28 protein-coding genes are annotated in these 18,037 nt (G+C 27.4%); all 28 read right to left on the bottom strand.

Annotated features, from left to right (window positions below; all coding sequences use genetic code 11):
* A partial coding sequence (locus PF569_02540; protein MDA3855110.1) for a hypothetical protein occupies window positions 1-932 on the bottom strand: 932 nt, incomplete at its 3' end.
* Entirely contained in the window at window positions 932-1,288 is a 357-nt protein-coding gene (locus tag PF569_02535) for a hypothetical protein (protein MDA3855109.1), read from the bottom strand. The genes PF569_02535 and PF569_02540, both read right to left, overlap by 1 nt.
* Before the next feature lies 1 nt (window position 1,289).
* Complete coding sequence (gene dut, locus PF569_02530) at window positions 1,290-1,775, bottom strand: dUTP diphosphatase (protein MDA3855108.1); 486 nt, start codon at window positions 1,773-1,775, stop codon at window positions 1,290-1,292.
* On the bottom strand, window positions 1,750-2,022 hold the full coding sequence (locus PF569_02525) for a hypothetical protein (GenBank protein MDA3855107.1): 273 nt from the start codon (window positions 2,020-2,022) through the stop codon (window positions 1,750-1,752). Before PF569_02525 ends, dut begins: the two co-directional genes overlap by 26 nt.
* 6 nt (window positions 2,023-2,028) lie before the next feature.
* On the bottom strand, window positions 2,029-2,379 hold the full coding sequence (locus tag PF569_02520) for a hypothetical protein (GenBank protein ID MDA3855106.1): 351 nt from the start codon (window positions 2,377-2,379) through the stop codon (window positions 2,029-2,031).
* Window positions 2,379-3,746, bottom strand: coding sequence for an AAA family ATPase (locus PF569_02515; protein MDA3855105.1), 1,368 nt, complete (start codon window positions 3,744-3,746; stop codon window positions 2,379-2,381). Before PF569_02515 ends, PF569_02520 begins: the two co-directional genes overlap by 1 nt.
* The gene (locus PF569_02510; GenBank protein MDA3855104.1) at window positions 3,730-3,915 is read right to left on the bottom strand and encodes a hypothetical protein; all 186 of its coding nucleotides are present in this window, start codon (window positions 3,913-3,915) and stop codon (window positions 3,730-3,732) included. Before PF569_02510 ends, PF569_02515 begins: the two co-directional genes overlap by 17 nt.
* A gap of 11 nt (window positions 3,916-3,926) precedes the next feature.
* A complete protein-coding gene (locus PF569_02505; protein MDA3855103.1) occupies window positions 3,927-4,202 on the bottom strand; it encodes a hypothetical protein in 276 nt (91 codons plus the stop codon).
* On the bottom strand, window positions 4,202-4,975 hold the full coding sequence (locus PF569_02500; protein ID MDA3855102.1) for a hypothetical protein: 774 nt from the start codon (window positions 4,973-4,975) through the stop codon (window positions 4,202-4,204). The genes PF569_02505 and PF569_02500 overlap by 1 nt, the downstream gene beginning before the upstream one ends.
* Window positions 4,968-5,381 carry a hypothetical protein gene (locus PF569_02495; protein ID MDA3855101.1) on the bottom strand — a complete coding sequence of 138 codons (414 nt, stop codon included), beginning with the start codon at window positions 5,379-5,381 and terminating at the stop codon, window positions 4,968-4,970. The genes PF569_02500 and PF569_02495 overlap by 8 nt, the downstream gene beginning before the upstream one ends.
* The gene (locus tag PF569_02490; protein MDA3855100.1) at window positions 5,381-5,662 is read right to left on the bottom strand and encodes a hypothetical protein; all 282 of its coding nucleotides are present in this window, start codon (window positions 5,660-5,662) and stop codon (window positions 5,381-5,383) included. The genes PF569_02495 and PF569_02490 overlap by 1 nt, the downstream gene beginning before the upstream one ends.
* Before the next feature lie 33 nt (window positions 5,663-5,695).
* Entirely contained in the window at window positions 5,696-7,243 is a 1,548-nt protein-coding gene (locus PF569_02485) for a hypothetical protein (GenBank protein ID MDA3855099.1), read from the bottom strand.
* A 166-nt stretch (window positions 7,244-7,409) separates the two neighbouring features.
* On the bottom strand, window positions 7,410-7,988 hold the full coding sequence (locus PF569_02480; GenBank protein ID MDA3855098.1) for a hypothetical protein: 579 nt from the start codon (window positions 7,986-7,988) through the stop codon (window positions 7,410-7,412).
* Window positions 7,989-8,104: 116 nt separating this feature from the next.
* Window positions 8,105-9,028, bottom strand: coding sequence for an ATP-binding protein (locus PF569_02475; GenBank protein ID MDA3855097.1), 924 nt, complete (start codon window positions 9,026-9,028; stop codon window positions 8,105-8,107).
* The gene (locus PF569_02470) at window positions 9,013-9,372 is read right to left on the bottom strand and encodes a hypothetical protein (GenBank protein MDA3855096.1); all 360 of its coding nucleotides are present in this window, start codon (window positions 9,370-9,372) and stop codon (window positions 9,013-9,015) included. The genes PF569_02475 and PF569_02470 overlap by 16 nt, the downstream gene beginning before the upstream one ends.
* Window positions 9,354-10,346 carry a hypothetical protein gene (locus PF569_02465; GenBank protein ID MDA3855095.1) on the bottom strand — a complete coding sequence of 331 codons (993 nt, stop codon included), beginning with the start codon at window positions 10,344-10,346 and terminating at the stop codon, window positions 9,354-9,356. The genes PF569_02470 and PF569_02465 overlap by 19 nt, the downstream gene beginning before the upstream one ends.
* Window positions 10,346-10,576, bottom strand: a complete 231-nt coding sequence (locus PF569_02460) for a hypothetical protein (protein MDA3855094.1) — start codon at window positions 10,574-10,576, stop codon at window positions 10,346-10,348. Before PF569_02460 ends, PF569_02465 begins: the two co-directional genes overlap by 1 nt.
* Complete coding sequence (locus PF569_02455) at window positions 10,554-11,063, bottom strand: hypothetical protein (protein ID MDA3855093.1); 510 nt, start codon at window positions 11,061-11,063, stop codon at window positions 10,554-10,556. The genes PF569_02460 and PF569_02455 overlap by 23 nt, the downstream gene beginning before the upstream one ends.
* Window positions 11,064-11,178: 115 nt before the next feature.
* A complete protein-coding gene (locus PF569_02450) occupies window positions 11,179-11,472 on the bottom strand; it encodes a hypothetical protein (GenBank protein MDA3855092.1) in 294 nt (97 codons plus the stop codon).
* Window positions 11,391-12,446 (bottom strand): toprim domain-containing protein, encoded by a 1,056-nt coding sequence (locus PF569_02445; GenBank protein ID MDA3855091.1) that lies wholly within the window; start codon window positions 12,444-12,446, stop codon window positions 11,391-11,393. Before PF569_02445 ends, PF569_02450 begins: the two co-directional genes overlap by 82 nt.
* 19 nt (window positions 12,447-12,465) lie before the next feature.
* Entirely contained in the window at window positions 12,466-13,164 is a 699-nt protein-coding gene (locus PF569_02440) for a hypothetical protein (protein MDA3855090.1), read from the bottom strand.
* A 14-nt stretch (window positions 13,165-13,178) separates the two neighbouring features.
* Window positions 13,179-13,754, bottom strand: coding sequence for a hypothetical protein (locus PF569_02435; protein ID MDA3855089.1), 576 nt, complete (start codon window positions 13,752-13,754; stop codon window positions 13,179-13,181).
* On the bottom strand, window positions 13,754-14,416 hold the full coding sequence (locus tag PF569_02430; protein ID MDA3855088.1) for an ATP-binding protein: 663 nt from the start codon (window positions 14,414-14,416) through the stop codon (window positions 13,754-13,756). The genes PF569_02435 and PF569_02430 overlap by 1 nt, the downstream gene beginning before the upstream one ends.
* Window positions 14,417-14,825: 409 nt before the next feature.
* Window positions 14,826-15,746: a hypothetical protein gene (locus tag PF569_02425; protein MDA3855087.1), complete on the bottom strand. Its 921-nt coding sequence runs from the start codon at window positions 15,744-15,746 to the stop codon at window positions 14,826-14,828.
* A gap of 290 nt (window positions 15,747-16,036) precedes the next feature.
* Window positions 16,037-16,186: a hypothetical protein gene (locus PF569_02420; GenBank protein MDA3855086.1), complete on the bottom strand. Its 150-nt coding sequence runs from the start codon at window positions 16,184-16,186 to the stop codon at window positions 16,037-16,039.
* A complete protein-coding gene (locus PF569_02415) occupies window positions 16,186-16,797 on the bottom strand; it encodes a hypothetical protein (GenBank protein MDA3855085.1) in 612 nt (203 codons plus the stop codon). The genes PF569_02420 and PF569_02415 overlap by 1 nt, the downstream gene beginning before the upstream one ends.
* A gap of 87 nt (window positions 16,798-16,884) precedes the next feature.
* The gene (locus tag PF569_02410; protein MDA3855084.1) at window positions 16,885-17,106 is read right to left on the bottom strand and encodes a hypothetical protein; all 222 of its coding nucleotides are present in this window, start codon (window positions 17,104-17,106) and stop codon (window positions 16,885-16,887) included.
* Window positions 17,107-17,377: 271 nt separating this feature from the next.
* Window positions 17,378-18,037: helicase-related protein (locus PF569_02405; protein MDA3855083.1), on the bottom strand; the 660-nt coding region annotated here is incomplete at its 5' end.

The raw sequence follows: 18,037 nt of genomic DNA, 5'->3' as shown, positions 1-18,037 counted from the left end.
TCTTTTAATTTAACCCAATCAGAATTTCTTCTTCCTGGATTATAGACTCCATTAGGTTTTCTTGCTACTAGTCCTTCAAATCCTTCAGATACCCATTTATCGTGTATCTTTTTAACTTGATCCCATCCTGTAAGTAATTCATGTGCAAGAACTTTAATTTTATTATTTTCAGAAAACCAATCAATTTCTAATGTCACTAAAAAATCACATCGTTGGTTAAAAGTATCTTGAGTTTCTGGAACATAATCATAAATCCAATATTCTAATTTTTCACATCTATCTTCCCAAGTTTTCAATCTGCACATTCCGGATATTTCTTGTAAAGGATACCCATGTACATACAATTCACCATCTAAAATTACATTTGGATTTTGTTCAAAGAAATCTATTAAAGTAGAATCTGCTCTAATACTAGAAGTAGCTGCATCATATGATTTACCTCCTCTACTTGTAGATTTGATTATTTCATTGTCTTTATCCCAAGACATTGTACATCTAACTCCATCTAACTTTCTACTACAAAACATAGGTTTATTCCATATATTTATAGTGCAGTCATTAGAAGATTTCGCTAGCTGAGGTTTTATATTACCAGAAGTATCCGTTTGGATTGATGATACTATACTATTTAATTTCTCTTCAGTAATGTCATCAAATTTAGTTTTAGTCAAAGAAGATAATTTTTTATATCCTTTATCCATTGACTTTTTAATTAAAGAATTATACTCTAATTCAGCCTGTTGCAAAGTAGTTCTTTTAGCTTTACCTTTTTCAATAATTTTCTCAGGTTGTGCTGTAGTTTTTCCTCCAAACTGTCCAGTGTATCTTTTAATATAGTATGTGTTTGCTTCTTGATCTAATATATATCTAGCTGTTTGTATTTTATCTCTTGCATTTCTTGTTACTAATACTGTATCATATATTCTAACCATTACTCTACTAAATAAATATAATTTCTATTACAGTCTCCTATGAAAATATATCCAGGTAAAAGTTCCTCACGATCAATCATTTGTTGAACTTTCTTTTCTATAGCTGCTTCTACATCTATATATGAGAATAAATAATAATAACTCGAATCTATAAGAATATCTTCTAGCTGTGAAAATTCTTCCTCTATTAAGTCATAAAATTCATCTGCTACTTTAGCAGGTGATAAAATTTTATACATAGACTCATCAATTATAAACTCATCTTCATCTTGGCTATTAAAATTTTCTATAATAGCTTTTTGTTCATCTTCTTCTGTTAAATCAAGTTTAGATAAAAGTACTTGTAAATTTGTCATATTATTTTTTTCCTGTGGAACCAAATCCACCTTCATTTCTACTTGTTTTATCTAATTCTTCTACTTCTTTCCATTCTATAGAATCCACTCTTTCTAGACTAATTTGAGCAATTCTATCTCCTTGTTGCACTTCAAATACATCATCAGAGAAGTTTTGTAGTATAACTCCTACAGAACCTCTGTAATCAGAATCTATACACCCTGGAGTGTTTAACACAGTTACTCCTTCTTTAAGAGCGAGTCCACTTCGGGGACGCACTTTAAACTCATATCCTTTTGGAATAGCTACATGTAAGTTAGTAGGAACTAAAGCTCTACCTCCACTAAAAATAAGGAGAGTATTCCTTTCTTCATCCATTTCTGAGAAGTATAAAAATTTAGATTTTATTTCTTTAGAAAAATCAGCCTGAACATCCATAGAAGCTGCTCCAGAAGTAGAGTACTCTGGAAGAGTATTATTACTATTGTTTACTATTTCTATTTTCATTATTTCTGTTGTCTAATTCTTGTTTAATTTTAATGTTAAGCCAATCTATTTGATTATATTCTTTATTATGATATAAATCATCATTTACCACAAACCAATTAATATTATTTCCATTATTAGAAGTATCAAATCCATATTTATTTAGTATTTTAAAAAGAAATGTTCTATTAATTCTAAAAATATTTAATAATCTATTAGTAGTTAAATTAACAATTTGTTTATCAGTGATAATTATAAATTTATTCATGACTATTTAACTTATATTAAAACTGGCTTGAACTGCTTTCATTACACCCTTATAAAATTCAATATATTCTTCATTAGATAATAAAGATAATTTATCTTGTATATCATAAGGAACAGGATCATAGTTACTAGCATATTTATAAGGAGTGTTTAGCAAAAGATTTCCTTCTGTAACTGTAATATCATAAGTTTGATTTTTCACATTAATTGCCCTTATAAATAAAACACTTTTTGAACCTGTAGTTCTAAGAGAATCATATTTTTTAAAATATAAAAAATGTTCATCACTTATAGCACATCGGTAAAGATCATCTATTTTAGTTAATATCTCTTTAATTTCAATTGTTTTACTTTTCATTATTGTAAAATATAAGCATTATGACTTGATCGAGATACAGAGACATATTGTAATTGTCTTAGCTCTTCTTTATCTCTACATCTTTTTATATTGTTCATATCTATAAATACATTGTTAATCGAGGATCCCTGCGATCTATGCGTGGTAATAGCATAGCCATAATCAAAAGATTTCTTTCTTATAAGTCTGTTAGAGTAATATAAATCAACTGGACTTGTGAAACTCCCTATTAATTTATAATATTCTTTCCATAACATAGATGCTTGCCTAGATCTACGTTTTTTAGCATCCACTGCTTTTAGTCTAGTTATTTCTATATGATATGCTAAAGAATCTAAATAATCTTTAGAAATTTGTTTTGATAAGATAAAAATTTCTTCTATATTTTTAGTAGAAGCATTATATAAATTTAAATAATAACCAGGAAGTTTTAAAAATCCAGGAATAAATACTTCTGATGGTCTAGGCTCATCAGCAATTATATAATCCATAGAATTCCAAAATTTAGTCTTATTGAAACTTAAATTTTCACGTCCTGTTAAGATTTCTAATTTATTATATTCTTTTTTATCTCCAAATAACAGAGTCTTCATTTTTTTATTAAAAGCTCCAACTCTATTATTAGTATAAGCTAGAATTTTAGCTTCTAAAATATCTGAATTTTTTATTGCTTTTCTAAAATAAGGTAAAGACTCCATTACAAAGTCTTTTGCATTGTCAAAGCAGTATAAAGAACCATCTTCTCCTAAAGATGGTGTAAATTCAGGAATAATCTGTTCTCTTAAAATAGGTAAAATATCTACTAATCCACTTTCTTTAGATTGTCTATAAATATTAGTTAAAAGAGCTTTGTTTGGATTATCAAATACTTTAGAGTGAGTAATAGAGTTTACAGGTTTTAACTGCGCCCGATCCCCAGCAGTAATCAACTTACATCTAAATTGCTTGCATCTTTCAGTTAATAAATCATATAAATCATCATTAATCATGGAAGATTCATCACATATAATTATACTATCATAAGGAAAAGTATTAGAAAAGAAATTACTAGTAAATTTTAAATCATTAAAATCTAAATTCATAACCTCAATCATAGGAGATAAAGATAATAATTTATGTAAAGTCATACCTTCTCTACCAGTAAATCTTTCTAAAACAACTTTAGCTTTATGAGTAGGAGCACATAAAGTATAAGGAATAAATTTGTCTTCCAGATAATTAATTATGTATTGAATAAGGGCAGTTTTACCAGTTCCTGCATATCCTACCAAAGAAAAAGATATTTTAGAAGAATTAATGAAGTCTTTCATAGACTGTAAAGCTCCTAATTGATCTTTTCCTAAAATTATTTTATTGTTTTTCTTCATTTGTTGAAGCCCATATTTCTAAGTCTATATTATTTACTGTTTTAAGTGACTCTTTTACTTCTTCTAATGATTTGTCCTTAAAATTTTCTTTGTAAACGTCTTTTCTTTCTTCCGAAAGTAAGAAAGTTCCAAAAGAAACTAAATCGTCTTCTGTGAAAAATACTATCATTTCTTCTTATTTTATTTATACATCCTGTTTAATTTATCTGTTATGCTTTTTAACCAGTTAGGTTTTGCCTCACTCCAAATAGCATCAAATTCCTTTAAATTTTCATCTGCAAAGACTATTAAGGGAGTATTTTTTGTACCAAATCTAGTTAAAATAGGGCGAGCTTTCTTTCTTTCTTTAGCAATATCTAAGTTATAAGTTTCTATTATGAGAATATCTTTAAATTTATTTACTATATCTAAAATAAATGTATTCTTTTCATTATAAATAACCTTCAATATTTTCATTAATTCTTATTTATACCCAATAAATTGTTAACAATCATCACCTTTTCGTAGGTGTTCATAATATCACGTTTGTCATGAGAAACAATGTCTGTAAAAGCATTATGAATAGTAAATAAAGTAGGATCAATTCCTTCTGGTATAAAGTAGTCACTATCTTGATTAATAAAAAGAGATTTATAAGCATCAATTGGAGTACTAGTCGCAATCTTAACTTTTCCAAAACCATAGTCTTGAGAATCCCGTAAAGAAGTATCTACCCAAGCACCAAGCATATCAGTCCTTGTGTTTCTGTCTATATAAGTATTTTTCATTTCTTTTAATATGACAGAAAAATCACTTGTATATTCTAATAATCCTTTTACAGGTTTATAATCAATAGGTTCTCCAGGAATAAGTTCTTGTGTTTTTAACCACTGTGCATCAAAAACACATAGATTAGTACAAGCCCTGTTTAAATAGCCTCTATATATTTTAGCTACAGGTTTTCTTACATCTATTCCATATACCATACCAATAACTTCATCATGGTCATCTACAGAATATTCTTTTGGTAAGACTGCTTGAACTAAAACTCTATTATAAGTTATATCTTGGTTTTCTTGATTAGTAGTTATTTGAGAAGGTAATTTTACTTGAATTCTAAAATCACTAGTCAGTTTACTCATTCTTTCTAAAAATGGTTCTACATAGGTCTTAGTAGGAAAAAATTCTTTATTCTTTATAAGTGTACTTTTTCCTTTTAAAAGTTCTTCTATAGTTATTTCATTATTCATTTATGTTATTTTTAATTAATTTAGCTGCTTCTTTTAAAGCTTCTGTTAGAGCTTGATTATAAGTACAACTTAAAGTCATATCACCACTAACACATCTTAGTTCATCTATAGAATCTAAATATATTTTATATCCATAATCAGAAGTTTCATTATATACATTTATTGTTGGGATTATATGAATATTATGAATTTCCCTAAACCATTGTTTAACTAATTCTAAAGTTGGAGCAAAATATTTAACATCTTCTGGCCAACCTTCAAAGTTATCATAATTTCTATCATAATGGAAGTATTGAAAAGATTCTATATTGTCATTCTGATTAAAATAATATTTAGAGTCCCAATTAAAATCAACTTCTTTTAATAATTTGGCTAATTCTAAATCACATACTTTTAATTCATACATCATAATTCAATAAAATCTAAAGGATTTATACCTATTTCTAAATTATATTTTTCAACAATAGAAAGAATTTTAGGATCATCAGTAATTAATTCAATTTCTCCTTCATCAATTACCCCAAAAATTTCACTATGTTTTCCCAATACTTCTCCAAAATAAATTTTGATTTTATCATGAATTATATGATTAATAGCATCTTTATCAGCTATAAAAATACCATACAATTCTCCAGATCTTCCACAATCTATATTTAATCTGTATAACGCGTTAATCTCATTTTCCATATTATTAATATTTTAATTTATATTGAAATTAATCTAATATAGGGTTGTATAAGTTAAAGTATTTTTGTTTAAAACTATTAATTGACGTTTTCCACGTTGATTTAGTGAAACTCCACTATAAGCCCATCCTGATAATCCAGTGTTATAGTCATGATCTAATTTACAAGACACACCTACTTGATAACATCCCCATCTAATGCCAGGAGAATGAGAATGTCCTATAATAGTTTTATTAGATAATCTAGAAAAATGATTTATTGACCCTCTAGACCCATTAGCTCCTTTATGTCCATGTAAAGCTAGTTCAACTCCATATAATATATAAGAATCATTTAATCCTAAAGCTCTTATATTTTTATATTTTTTATTAATGTAATAAGGAATTATACCATCGGGAGCTTTTAAAGATAGAGTTAAAGATAACATTTTTATAAAAATCTCTGAATTCTTTAAATTATCCCTCCAATCTCCTTGATACATAGCTCTATCTAACATATCATCATGATTTGAATTAACTACAATAGTTTCTTCCATATGATTTTCAAACCAATTTAATTCAGAATACATACCACGTAGTTCTCTCTTTAAATCATCTCTCCCTGTTTTCATAAGTTCATGTCTTATCACAGGATTTTTAAGATTATGAGAGTTTATAGATTCACTATCCCATACATCATGTAAAACAGATTTAGAGATTTGTAAATCCATACAAAGTTTCCTAAAAGCATTTGTAACTTCTTCATCCTTTTTAGCAAAATGACTATCTCCCCAAATTAAACAATCAGTTTTTTCAGTTGAAATAACTTCTTCTTCTACTCTATATATTAAATCATTAAAGTCACCCTTATTATTTGCAGATACACTCCTTAAATGTACTACTTCTTCATCTTCTATTTCTACTATAATAAAACCATAAGTATGATGTGCTTCAGCTTTACCTCCTGCAACTGTATCAGTAAAACTAGGCATAGTAACACTTCCTGTAGACCATAGAAATTTCTGTGTTTCACTAGGTAATACTGGAACACTTTTCATTTCTATGCGAGGAGATCCTACTATACAAGATGCTTCATCTCCAAATAATTCAATTCCATTAGTAGGATTAGGAGAAGTTGCTTGTATTTTTAAATCTGCCAGTAATAAAACATTTTTATGTAAGAATTGTCGATTTGCTGTTAAATATGGGTGAACAGCTACATCCCAAACGTCTCCTTCTTCATTCCATAAAGAAGTAGGATTTCTATATCTTGTAGCTATTATTCCTATTTCTGCATCAATAAATTCCGCATAAGCTTTGATATTATTTAAAAATTTAATATTTACTGGACTTGCAGTTTGTGCACTAGAAATTATATATCTTTTACTTTTCTTTAAAGTATGTAATTTAGCTGATGAAAACTGTGATTGAGTTAGAGACATTCCAAGAAAATTAATCATTTCTTCTATAGTCTCTTTGTTTTTATTAAAAAAGTCTGATAAAATATCTATTTTTTCTTCTAAAACAATATTACTATTGTTGCAAACTCTTTTTATATATTTTTGGTCTTGTTTTGAAATTTCAAACTTAGGAGTTTCTTCCATATATTTCTTTATAGCAGTTACGCCGTTAATAAAAAAAGGTCGATAGAATTAACTACCGACCTAAAATCTAATTATATAAATTTATTTTTAAAAGTTAATTAATTAACTTTTTTGGATATATTTAACGTCTGTTAGTCGACGAATGTTTGAGAAACATTAAACTTTATTACTCTGCAACAAAAAAGATAAATTTACCTTTTTTAGCTGATTTTGAAGGAGTATATTGACCATAGCCAGCATATTTTTGTCCTTCAACAACTTCTCGAACGATTTCAATAATATAATCTTTTTTATTTTCTTCAATCAATTCTTTCATTAATTTCATGGCAGCTTCTTTGCGTTCTGCACGTCCTTCAACTGCGCCTACACTAATAACTGATACTTCAGTATTTTCTACATCTTCACCTTCGTCATTTTTACTAACACTGGTTTTTGCTTTAAATTCTGACTCTTTAATTTGATAAAAAGTTTTAGCTTTTCGTTTACCATTAGTTACTTCATTAATAACTTTATAAGGACGAGTACGAGTATCATCCGAAGATGGCTCTACTACCAAATAAGCACCCACAGCTTTTTTACCCTTAATATAAGAGTCCATAAAAGCATTAAGTTCTTTTGAATTCATAGGAGAACCTGCTTTTTTCCATGATAGTGTTGCATTTTTCAACATTTCTAATTCTATGTCTAATCCTGCTTCTTCAACTGCTTTTTGTTTGCTGTAACCTTGTGCTTCTACTGTTTTCATTGTCATTGTCATTTTAATTTTATTATTATTTTTTATCTAAAAGTATATTATCTAAATTCTTATGCAAATATAATCATTATTTTTTAAACTATTTCCTAATCATGTGTTAAAAAATGTTAAACACCAATTTTTTTATTAAAGTTCCTTTTAATTGTATAATTCTTTTTCTTAGAAGGATTTTTAATTTTATCAACTGCATCTTTAATAGAATAGTTTAAGAAAGTTATACATGTATAAATTTCTTTTAAATCCGCTAAAGACATTCCATCTGATACATTTACTAGAGAATCAATATCTCCTTCATCTACTTTTTTATGAATAAAATACTGTTTTCTAACTTCTTTATCTGGAAGAGGAATTTCTATATGTAAATCTAATCTAGATGGTCTTAAAAATGTATTAGCAATATCAGAAGTGTTATTACTTGTAGCAATAACAACATGATGTCCTATACTTGATTTTCCATCTAAAAAATCTAATAGAGTTTCTTCATCCTCATATTTATCAATATCTTCTATAATAGTAATTATAGGAGTATCTTTTTCTATTTCTCTGAAACTAAACCTTAAAAAATTAACATAATCTATTAAATTTTTCTGGTTAGTTACTTTAAAAATTATACCTCCTCTACTAATTAATTCTTTTGATAATAAAGATATTATAGAAGATTTACCAGTTCCTGGGAATCCTTCTAATAAAATTCCTCTTTTATGAATAAGATTATGTTCTTTGTATAAATCTTTCTTTTCCCAAAATAAATTAATTTCATCTATTAATGAAGCTATTATATTATTAGGTAAAACAAATAATTCATCAGAAACTATATTTAGTCTTTGACAAAAATATCCCATTCTATCAGCACTGATAGTATATAAATTTGGTACTAGCTTTGGAGCAATACTTAAATTAGGTGAAGGTCTTATATAACCAGATTCTTCTACCCATACATCAATTTTTGCTGGTTTTTCTGCAGGTTCTATATCATCATCGTCCAACCATTCATCTGGTATATAATAAGCTTCTTTTAAAAAGGTATCCATGAATTTAATATTTCTTTAATTTTATGAATAATTTCCTTAGAATTTTTAAGTCCACAAGAACTAGCAACTTCTGTTTCATAACAAAAATCTTCTACAAGAATAGAAAGACTTTCTAACATGTTATAAAAGGCAGAGTCATCTTTTGTGCCTTGTGTTATTTGAATTAATATATCTAAGGGAATAATATCTCTTTTTTTCTCTTTTGTTTTAAGATAGACTAAGGAAACCAAAGATAACAACACCATCTTTTCATCAATAGAGGATGTTTTGTGAAAATTCCCAATAGAAAATGTTTTTGTATAAAGATTTTTCTTTTCTTCGTAAGTTAAGTTATTAGTTTCCATTTTGCTACATATAATATTAAAGTTTTGGCTTCTCTTAATCCTTTTTTTATATCTTTATTAGTTATTCTAAAATAAGTACTTTGATAATTAGGAAAGGTTTCTACCGCGGCTATAGCTGCTTTATAAGTATATCCTGTTAACTCAGGTCTTAAAACTGTTAACGCCATTTGTAATAACCAGCTATATACTCCTATTTGTCTGCCATAATTGTACTTCTCAAAGGATCCATTATTCATAAAGTAATTTATAGACCTTCCTGTAGTTTTTAGATCATTTAAAGTGATTTCTTTACTATCATGATTAATAGTGAAATTATCAAATTTTCCTTTGAATTTTAAATATACTATATTTCCTTCATCATCTGTAACTTCAAGAGTACAAAGTACTGCATATTCATTAAAAACCTCTACAGGGGTAAACAATTCTTCAGGAGACAAAGCTTGTACTATTTCATTATTATTTTCAACAGAATTAATACATCCAGTATATTTTTCTAAAGAATTCTCAGATAAATAAATTTTTCCTTCTTCTTCTTTTTCTTTATACCTTTTTAGATAAAAAGACAATCCTTTCTCTACAGCATTTTTTAGCCGAGTTTTAGAAAAATTAGCTGCATAATAATTTGCTTTAACAGAAGCTTCCTTTATAGATTCTTCTAACTTTTCTCCTGTTTTTCTTATTAATGATAAAGAATTTAAAAATTCTCCTAATTTACCATTAGGTTTACATAAATCAGAAATAAAAAATTCTCCCTTTTGTAATAACATACAATGTACAGCAGATCCTAATTCATAGGAAGCAGAATAATCTCCTTTAAATCCTGACTCAAATTTTTCTATTGAACCTCCATTATTTGGGTCTATTAAACCTAAACGAGAATTAGAAATATAATCTTTATAAGCATCTGAAAAATAGGCTTCATCTGACATTTTAATTAGTTCAATGCTCTCAGGTATTATTCTAATTTCTGCCATTATTCTTCTAGAATTTTTCTATTTATAATAAAATGATGAGTTTGTGCCCATTCTTTTAAATCATTAAAATCCATATTAAAAAATCTAGAAGATTCTTTTATAACTCCATATTCATCATAATGTTCTTCTCTAACCTTCTTTGGAATAAAAAAATTTATAAGTCCCTTCATACTTTTATATATTCCATAAGTTTCTCCGAATTCTGCATCAGTTACTACATAAACTATCATATTTCTCCATTATTTTTTCAATATCAAGGTCATAAACCCTATATTTTGTTTTTACTTTTTGATTGTGAGAAGCATCCATTAATAAACAAAATACTCCATTTTTATTTAATTCTTTAAAAGTTTCAACTTTATCATCAACAAAAATGTCACAATTTAACTCTTTTAATACTTCTAATTTACTTTTTCCCCAAGGTACTTGAAAAATTCTACTTCTTCCTGGTATTTTATTTCTTTTTAATGATTCTACTGTCCAAGTTTTATAAATACCTCTAGCACTAACAAAACCCTTTGGCAAAAAATTTGGTTTATTTTTTACAGGTAAGGCAATCCAAAAATCCTTATCATTTGATAAAATGTTTAATCTTCTAGACATTAACTTAGATTTTGACCAAGATTTTTGCTGTTTTGTATTAAACTTTGTAGCATATGCTTTTTGAAAGTCAAAAATAACATCATCAATATCTAAAAATACATTTAATTTCCTCATATTAATTTTCTTTTAAATAACACTCTAATAAAGTATAGAAAAACTCTTTGTTTACTATTGCAAATTCTCCAGCAGAGGTAATATTAGTATTACCTTCTTTCTGCTCTTGAGCATTTCATAATATACACAATGGTTTATCTACTTTTCCTACCTCTTTATTAATTTTCTTAACTTGTGGCAGTATTTTTGTTTTTTTAAGTTGAAAATAGCAAGGAAGAATTCCATCTTCATCATATATATCTATTTTCATATTATCTAATTTTTTACTAGCTGATCTACTTGTAGCAATATTATCATTACCAGTTAATTGTTTTAATTCATTAACTACTAATCTTTCATAAGCATTTCCTTTGTTTTTACTGTATGCTCCTGAGCGTTTTCTTTTTGGTTTTTTCTGCGGTTCTTCCATTCTTCTATTATATTAAGTGTTTTTAAGGATCCATATTTTTTAACAAAATCTGAGAAATCTTTAGTTTTAGGAACTAAAAGAATCTTTATATCAGGGAAGTTTTCTCTTATTTTCTTAGCTCCTCTTATCCCTGCTAAATCTCTATCATAAAGTAAATATACATCATTAAAGATATTCTTTACTCTTTTATACTGAGCTTGCGTTAAAAATAGATTTTCAGAATTTGGGGCAACTGCTATAATACCATGTTCATATAAAGACATTACATCTTTCATAGATTTAGTAATTACTAAAATATCTCCAAATTTTGGAAGTTGTCTAGCTCCTTGTATTGTAGTAGCTGACCAATTACTAAGAAATCTAAATTTCCTTTTTGTTGGCATATATAGCCTCCACAATTCATTATCATCAGAATTTAATCCTCCATAATATCCATAAATAGGAGTTTGATCTGAAGAGCTTGTATGATAATGCCCATTTAAAAACACAGACTTAATGGAAAAAACTTTAAATTTTTTAAGAGTATTTTTTGATATTCCAAAACTCCACCACCATTCTAATTCCTTTACACTAAAGTCTTTTATTTCTACTTGAATTTTAGCTTTTTCAGTAATTTTTAAGACTTTATTAGAATATTTAATTTTAGGAAGATTTTTTGGCATACTAGAAATCTCTATAAAACCAAAATCATTTGCTATTATTTTTAGAGCTTTATAATAAGAACAGTTGTTTATATATTGTACAGCACCAACAAAATCAAAATTAGGTCCAGCAAAATCTTTAAATTTCAGAACCCCTCTTTTATTTTTATAAAAAGCACAAGTAGGTTGTTTATCAATTCTTATAAATGGAGGGCTACAAAAAAGTCCCTTTTTAACAGGGACTCCTAAGTAATGCTCCATATAAGTTTCTTGTGAATGTTTAGATAATAAAAGTTCCTTAGTAATTTTTAGACCTATATTTAATTTATACATGTCTATTACTAAGGTTTATTTAAAGATTAAAATCTAAATCTAAATCACTTTCTTTTCCTTCTACTTCTGGTTTATTTACTAATTCTTCAGTATTAGTAGGAACAGCTTCTTTTTCTTTTTGTATTCTAGTTAATTCATAAGGAGTAAAAGCTACTTTAGTTCCTATAAAATTATTACGTACATATACAGTTCCTTCTCTATTAATTGCTGCAAAGAATCCAGGAAATCTTGCTTCTCCACTTTTAGTTTTTATTAATTTTATTTTAGATTCACTGTCTTTACCAGTATCTAAAATCTTTTTAACTACTACTCGAAGTTTATCCCAATCTGGGGCAGCTATTTGTTTTTTACCTTCATCAATTTCTTTACCTACTGTAGGTGCAAAAGCATCAATCATATGCTTAAATAGCAACATCATAGATTCTACATTTGAAGGTTGAGGTATTTTTTCTTCATTTCCATTTTTATTGGTAAATTTAGATTCTCCCCTATTAAAATCTTCTTCTCTTGGTTCAAATACAGTATTCTCAAAAGCACCGTCTTCATTAGAAAATTTAATTTTAAGTACTTTATAAACAGCAGAAGGATCTTTTACTCCTTGAATATCTTCTATTTCACAGCTATCTAATTTAACTGTATAAATAGCATTACCTTCTAAACGAGGTTTAACTGTACTCTGTGATGCTCCCGCTGTTGCGTCAAAACTAAAACCGCTCATATATTATTATTTTTTTAAAGTTTAAATGTCATTTCTTCTATGTTTTCTCCTTCATCATCTGACAAAAGATTAATATTATCTTCTTCTTTTTCTACAGAATCTACAATACTTTTATAAGTATCTATTTCAGAATTTTCTTGATTAGATACTAATTTAAAAATACCTTCTGGAAATGCTGTTGTAATATAAGGTTCTAATTTAAATTCTTCCCCATATTTAGCTAAAATTGCATTAGCATTGCCTCTATAAGATACTGTATTACTTTTAGTAACCTTGTTACCAGAACCCTCTTCATCAAAATTTAGATCTTTCCCAATAATTGGAAAGGGAACAGGTTCATTTTTTACTTTTTCATACTTAACTGCAACTCTATCTTGATATTCAGCTCCAAGATCTAAAGCAGCTTTATTATTAAGTACTAATTTATTAGATTCTAATGTAACGAATGCTTCATCTTCTATAACAACCTCTTTAGATTTTTTGCTTGTAGTAGTTTTCTTTTGTTCTACTCCATCTTGAAAAACTGCTAATTTAGAGGCTGTTTTCTTTTCATCATCAAATTCAAACGTAACTGAAAATTGTCTAATCATTATCCTTCATTATATTTATCAATTCCTTCAAATACTATCTTTAAATCATTATCAATATACAATTCATCAAAACATCCCATAGGAGTCTTTGCTGTACTAGTCCCATCTGATTGTGTGATAAATTTATATTCCATTACATCTTCTTCATTCTTCATTCTTGTTGTAAATAGGACATAAGTAAACAATCCTTCTACAGTAATCATATTATCAATCATTTTGCCCACAGTTTTAATCTTATAAGAAGGGTTTATAACGTCTCCCTCATTTTCACTGTGTGTTAAAATAAAGATTTTCAAATCATCTCTCATATTCATAGCCTCTTTTAGGACTGAATAAAAGTGAAAAGCAATCTGAGTAAATTTATCGTAGCCCTTTTCAAATGATCGATCCATTGCTTCAAAGGACATTAAATACTGACTATCATCTATCAATATATTCTTTATATTGGGCATTGTTTTGTCCACAATCTTAAGAATTTTACCAATTTGATCTACATTACTTGTATTATATAAATTTCCTTGAAATTCTTTAGTTTTTGGATCTTGTGTTACTTGTTTATAATTTTTTTTAAATCCTTTGAAAGGTAACGCTTTCCTTGCTACATTTATAATAAATGTTTCTTCTGGATTTAAATTTCTAGCTGCAGTTGATTTACCACTCATTTGTATTTACTCTAGGTTCTTTATCCTAGACTCTGCAATTTAATTATTTATATTTGCAGTTTAGACTATCTCATAATGTACTCATAATACATTCCGATATTTCATGGTGAGATCTGTTTACATACATACTCACTAGTCGTTAAACCTCTATAATACTTTTATTGTATTCTTATAGTTGGTAATTGATTACCTCAATACGAGGCGTTCCAATTTTAAATCGGTTTTAATCGGGCAATAAGTAAATCAATTTTTTAAACAGCTATTATTACTGGGAAAACAATTTGATAGAAAATTTAATCACCCGATTCTCCTACAATTGCTCCTAATTCTGCCAATGTAATAATTTTTATGTTGTTTTTAAATATTATCTATTTATAAATTATTCCTAATCAGATTTTATTTCTGACATTTATAATTTAAATATATTATCATTTATATCTTTTTCTTCGTTGTCATAATCTAAGTTTAAATAAGGTTCATAATCTCCTATTTCATTAGGTTTTGGCATATCTTTGAACATTCCAATTTCTCCATAAAATAATGTTCCTATATTGGAATCTGCCATACCGTATCTATTTTTAAGCACTTGAGTTAATCTGAACCTTTTCTTTAAAACATTTTGGATAGGATATCCTTCACATCTAGCAATTTTTTCTCTATGTGGATAATATAGAGCTATTACAACCTCAGAACCATCTGTAGTTCCTGAAGTATCTTTAAAATCATCTAATTGATAAAGTTCATAGCTATTTAATTTTCTATCCATGCTTTTAGAATTTCTATTCATTTGCTGAATAAAAATTCCCGTAATATCACATTTATTTCTAAAATAAATCATATAATCAACAACAGTATCTATTCGTTCTTTTTTAGAACCTTGTCCATTTATTAAGCCAACATGGTCTATCAGAACAATCTTATACAGTTTAGGATTCTTATCGAGAAATATTTCTCTATGTCCTCCTTGTTGTTGAAACTCACCAAAATTCTTTAGCCACTGTTTACAAGTAGCATAAATTGCATTTGGATTTAATGATTTATCATAGATAATTAATTTCTTTTCTATGCTTTTCATCCATGGAATAGAATCTTTTATTAGTTGATAATGTTTCTCTGATACAACTGTTTTTAAAGATAATATTTCTTCAAAAGTTACTACTTCTTTATATCTATCATATAAATACCTAGATAAAAGTTTCGCAAACATTACATCAGCAGACATTTCAAAACTATAATATAATATAGATACAGGAGTATTTCCTGCATTTTTAATAAGATTGTAAACAAAAATATCTAAAGCAAATGATGTTTTTCCCGCTGTATTACAAATGTATCGTTTCCATACATTCTCTTATGCTTTCACACAAGGCTAGACTATATCATCAGATTATTAAATCTGCCATCCGCTTCGGGCCTACTTAGGCTCTACTCCCATGCCAGGGATAGTCGTTGAACTTTCTCCATATTAAAACTTAGGAGCTTAGCTGCTGATTGCCACATAATATAATATTTTTAAACATTCACGTTAAGAATTTCTTCATTCGTTTTAGTTATTATATCTTCGCGGGTTTCCAGCAATTCAAATGATTTACTATCATCAAAATGATAGGGGCTTATATTTTAACCCGAAGTGTCAGCTCCAATTGTGTAAAGGTATTTTTTTTGGATTCCATAAATTATATTATCTAATTTATCCATTCCAGTACTTATACCTATATTTTCACCATTTTTTCCTCTATTGACATTATTAATTAAATTGTCTACACTCATTATAACAATTCAGTATTATTATAGCCATTAATATCACCACTATTTCTAATATACTCTATCTCATAGTACTTTTGACTAGCTAAAAACTCAATAATAGAATAATTAATTAAATTATGCTCCTTAGCATATTCTAAAGTTTCCATGACTCTATCATGTGTAATTTTAGCATTCTTTATAGATTTAGCATAAAAATTGCAAAAATCATCCATAGAGAATAAATTAGCCTTTGTGAAGTTCTTTATACTACATAATTTTCCATTAATATTTATAAATGGAGGATATGCTTCAAAAAATTCCCTTCCTAACTCATGTGAATCCCTTAAATATTTTTTAATAAAATTTTTATTGAATGGGATTTCTTTTACTTTTAAAGGTTCTCCTTGTTTAGGAATTTTAAAAGTAGTATTTATTATTTTCTTTTCCTTTAGGTTTATTAAAGTATCTTTTAAAATATCTTTTCCATCAGAAGTATTTGATATATAATTAAATAAATATTTTTCTGCGCCTGCTGTGGCTAAAAATAATAATCTAACCATAAATAATTCTGTTGGAGATAAACCACTAGAAATACAAATTTCAATCTCTTCCTCTAAAGAAAGTGCATTTGCCATTTATAAGTAAGTTTTATTACTTATATTCTTTTTTATTATCCTTTAGGGGATCCTTACTTGAATTTTTTAGTAATTTTGTTCATAAAATTATAATCTAAATAACAGAGGAGAAGCTTCTGCTTGTTGCTCTCTGGCATTAACATCTTTATAATCTAATATCTCTTCTAATTCTTTTTCGGTTACTTCTATATAAGATTTACCTTCATTAGAAGTATTAAACCAATGTTCTTCATTAGTATTAGCTAGCACTAAAGTAAATATCTCAGCTTCTTTACCTGGTTCATAACGTATTACTCTACCTCGTACCACTATAATTTTCATTACGATAACTTATATTATATAAATTATTGCGTGGTCTGGACTATATCTTCATCCTATTACTAGGAGTTCCTGCATTTAGTCTCTACGGCTGAATTTACAACTATCCTAATTAGGATGTTTGTGTAACCTATGCCTCGGTATTACTACTATCCATTAATTATGGACTTAAGATTTCTTACCAGCTTATTTCATATTATTAAGCTATGACCGATATTCAGGAATGTTTTTAATAGAAAATTACTTTTCTACTGGACAGTGTTTATCTATTTATCCGTTGAGTTTTTACTGTTTTAGAAGAATTATTTGATAAAACTATTGCTAGATTTAATCCTGCACAATCTAAACCTTCATTTAAAGCTTTAGAACTATGTAAAACACCAGTTTTAAGTATATCAAATTCAGATAATGTTAATCTATTCTTTTTCTTAGTTTTACCAGAGTGTACTACATAACCTCCTCCAATTTTTTCAGCTTGTTTAATAGTTGCTGAAAAAGTTATTGCTTTTTTATCTCTTCTAGCTGCTAATATCTTTCTTGTAATCTCTAATTTCTTAGGATGTTCAGTTACAAATTTCTTTCTGTCTTTTAAAGCTCTATTCCATGTATAAATTATAGCATCCATTTCTTTAGCAGAGATGTTCATAGTTTTAGCATAAGTACGTCTATATATTATATTTGTAAGACATTTCATAGCTAAATTGAAATCATTATTGAAAAATGAAAAGGAGTTATAAAATTGCTGGTTATAATAATTATAATCAGCTATATCTGGAGCTTGTATAGCTACTTTGTACTCTTTATATGGAGAAAGCCATTTATTTTCTATCGCCTCTTTTACTGTGATTGTATCACATACAGGACAATATTTTGCTAATAAATCATGTTTTCCATCTAATCTTTCAAAAGTAGCAGATAATCC

The organism is Candidatus Woesearchaeota archaeon, from assembly GCA_027858315.1.
Lineage (GTDB): Archaea > Nanobdellota > Nanobdellia > Woesearchaeales > UBA583 > UBA583.
Note: the sequence above shows the minus strand (reverse complement) of the source record. Positions and strands in the feature narration are given on the sequence as shown.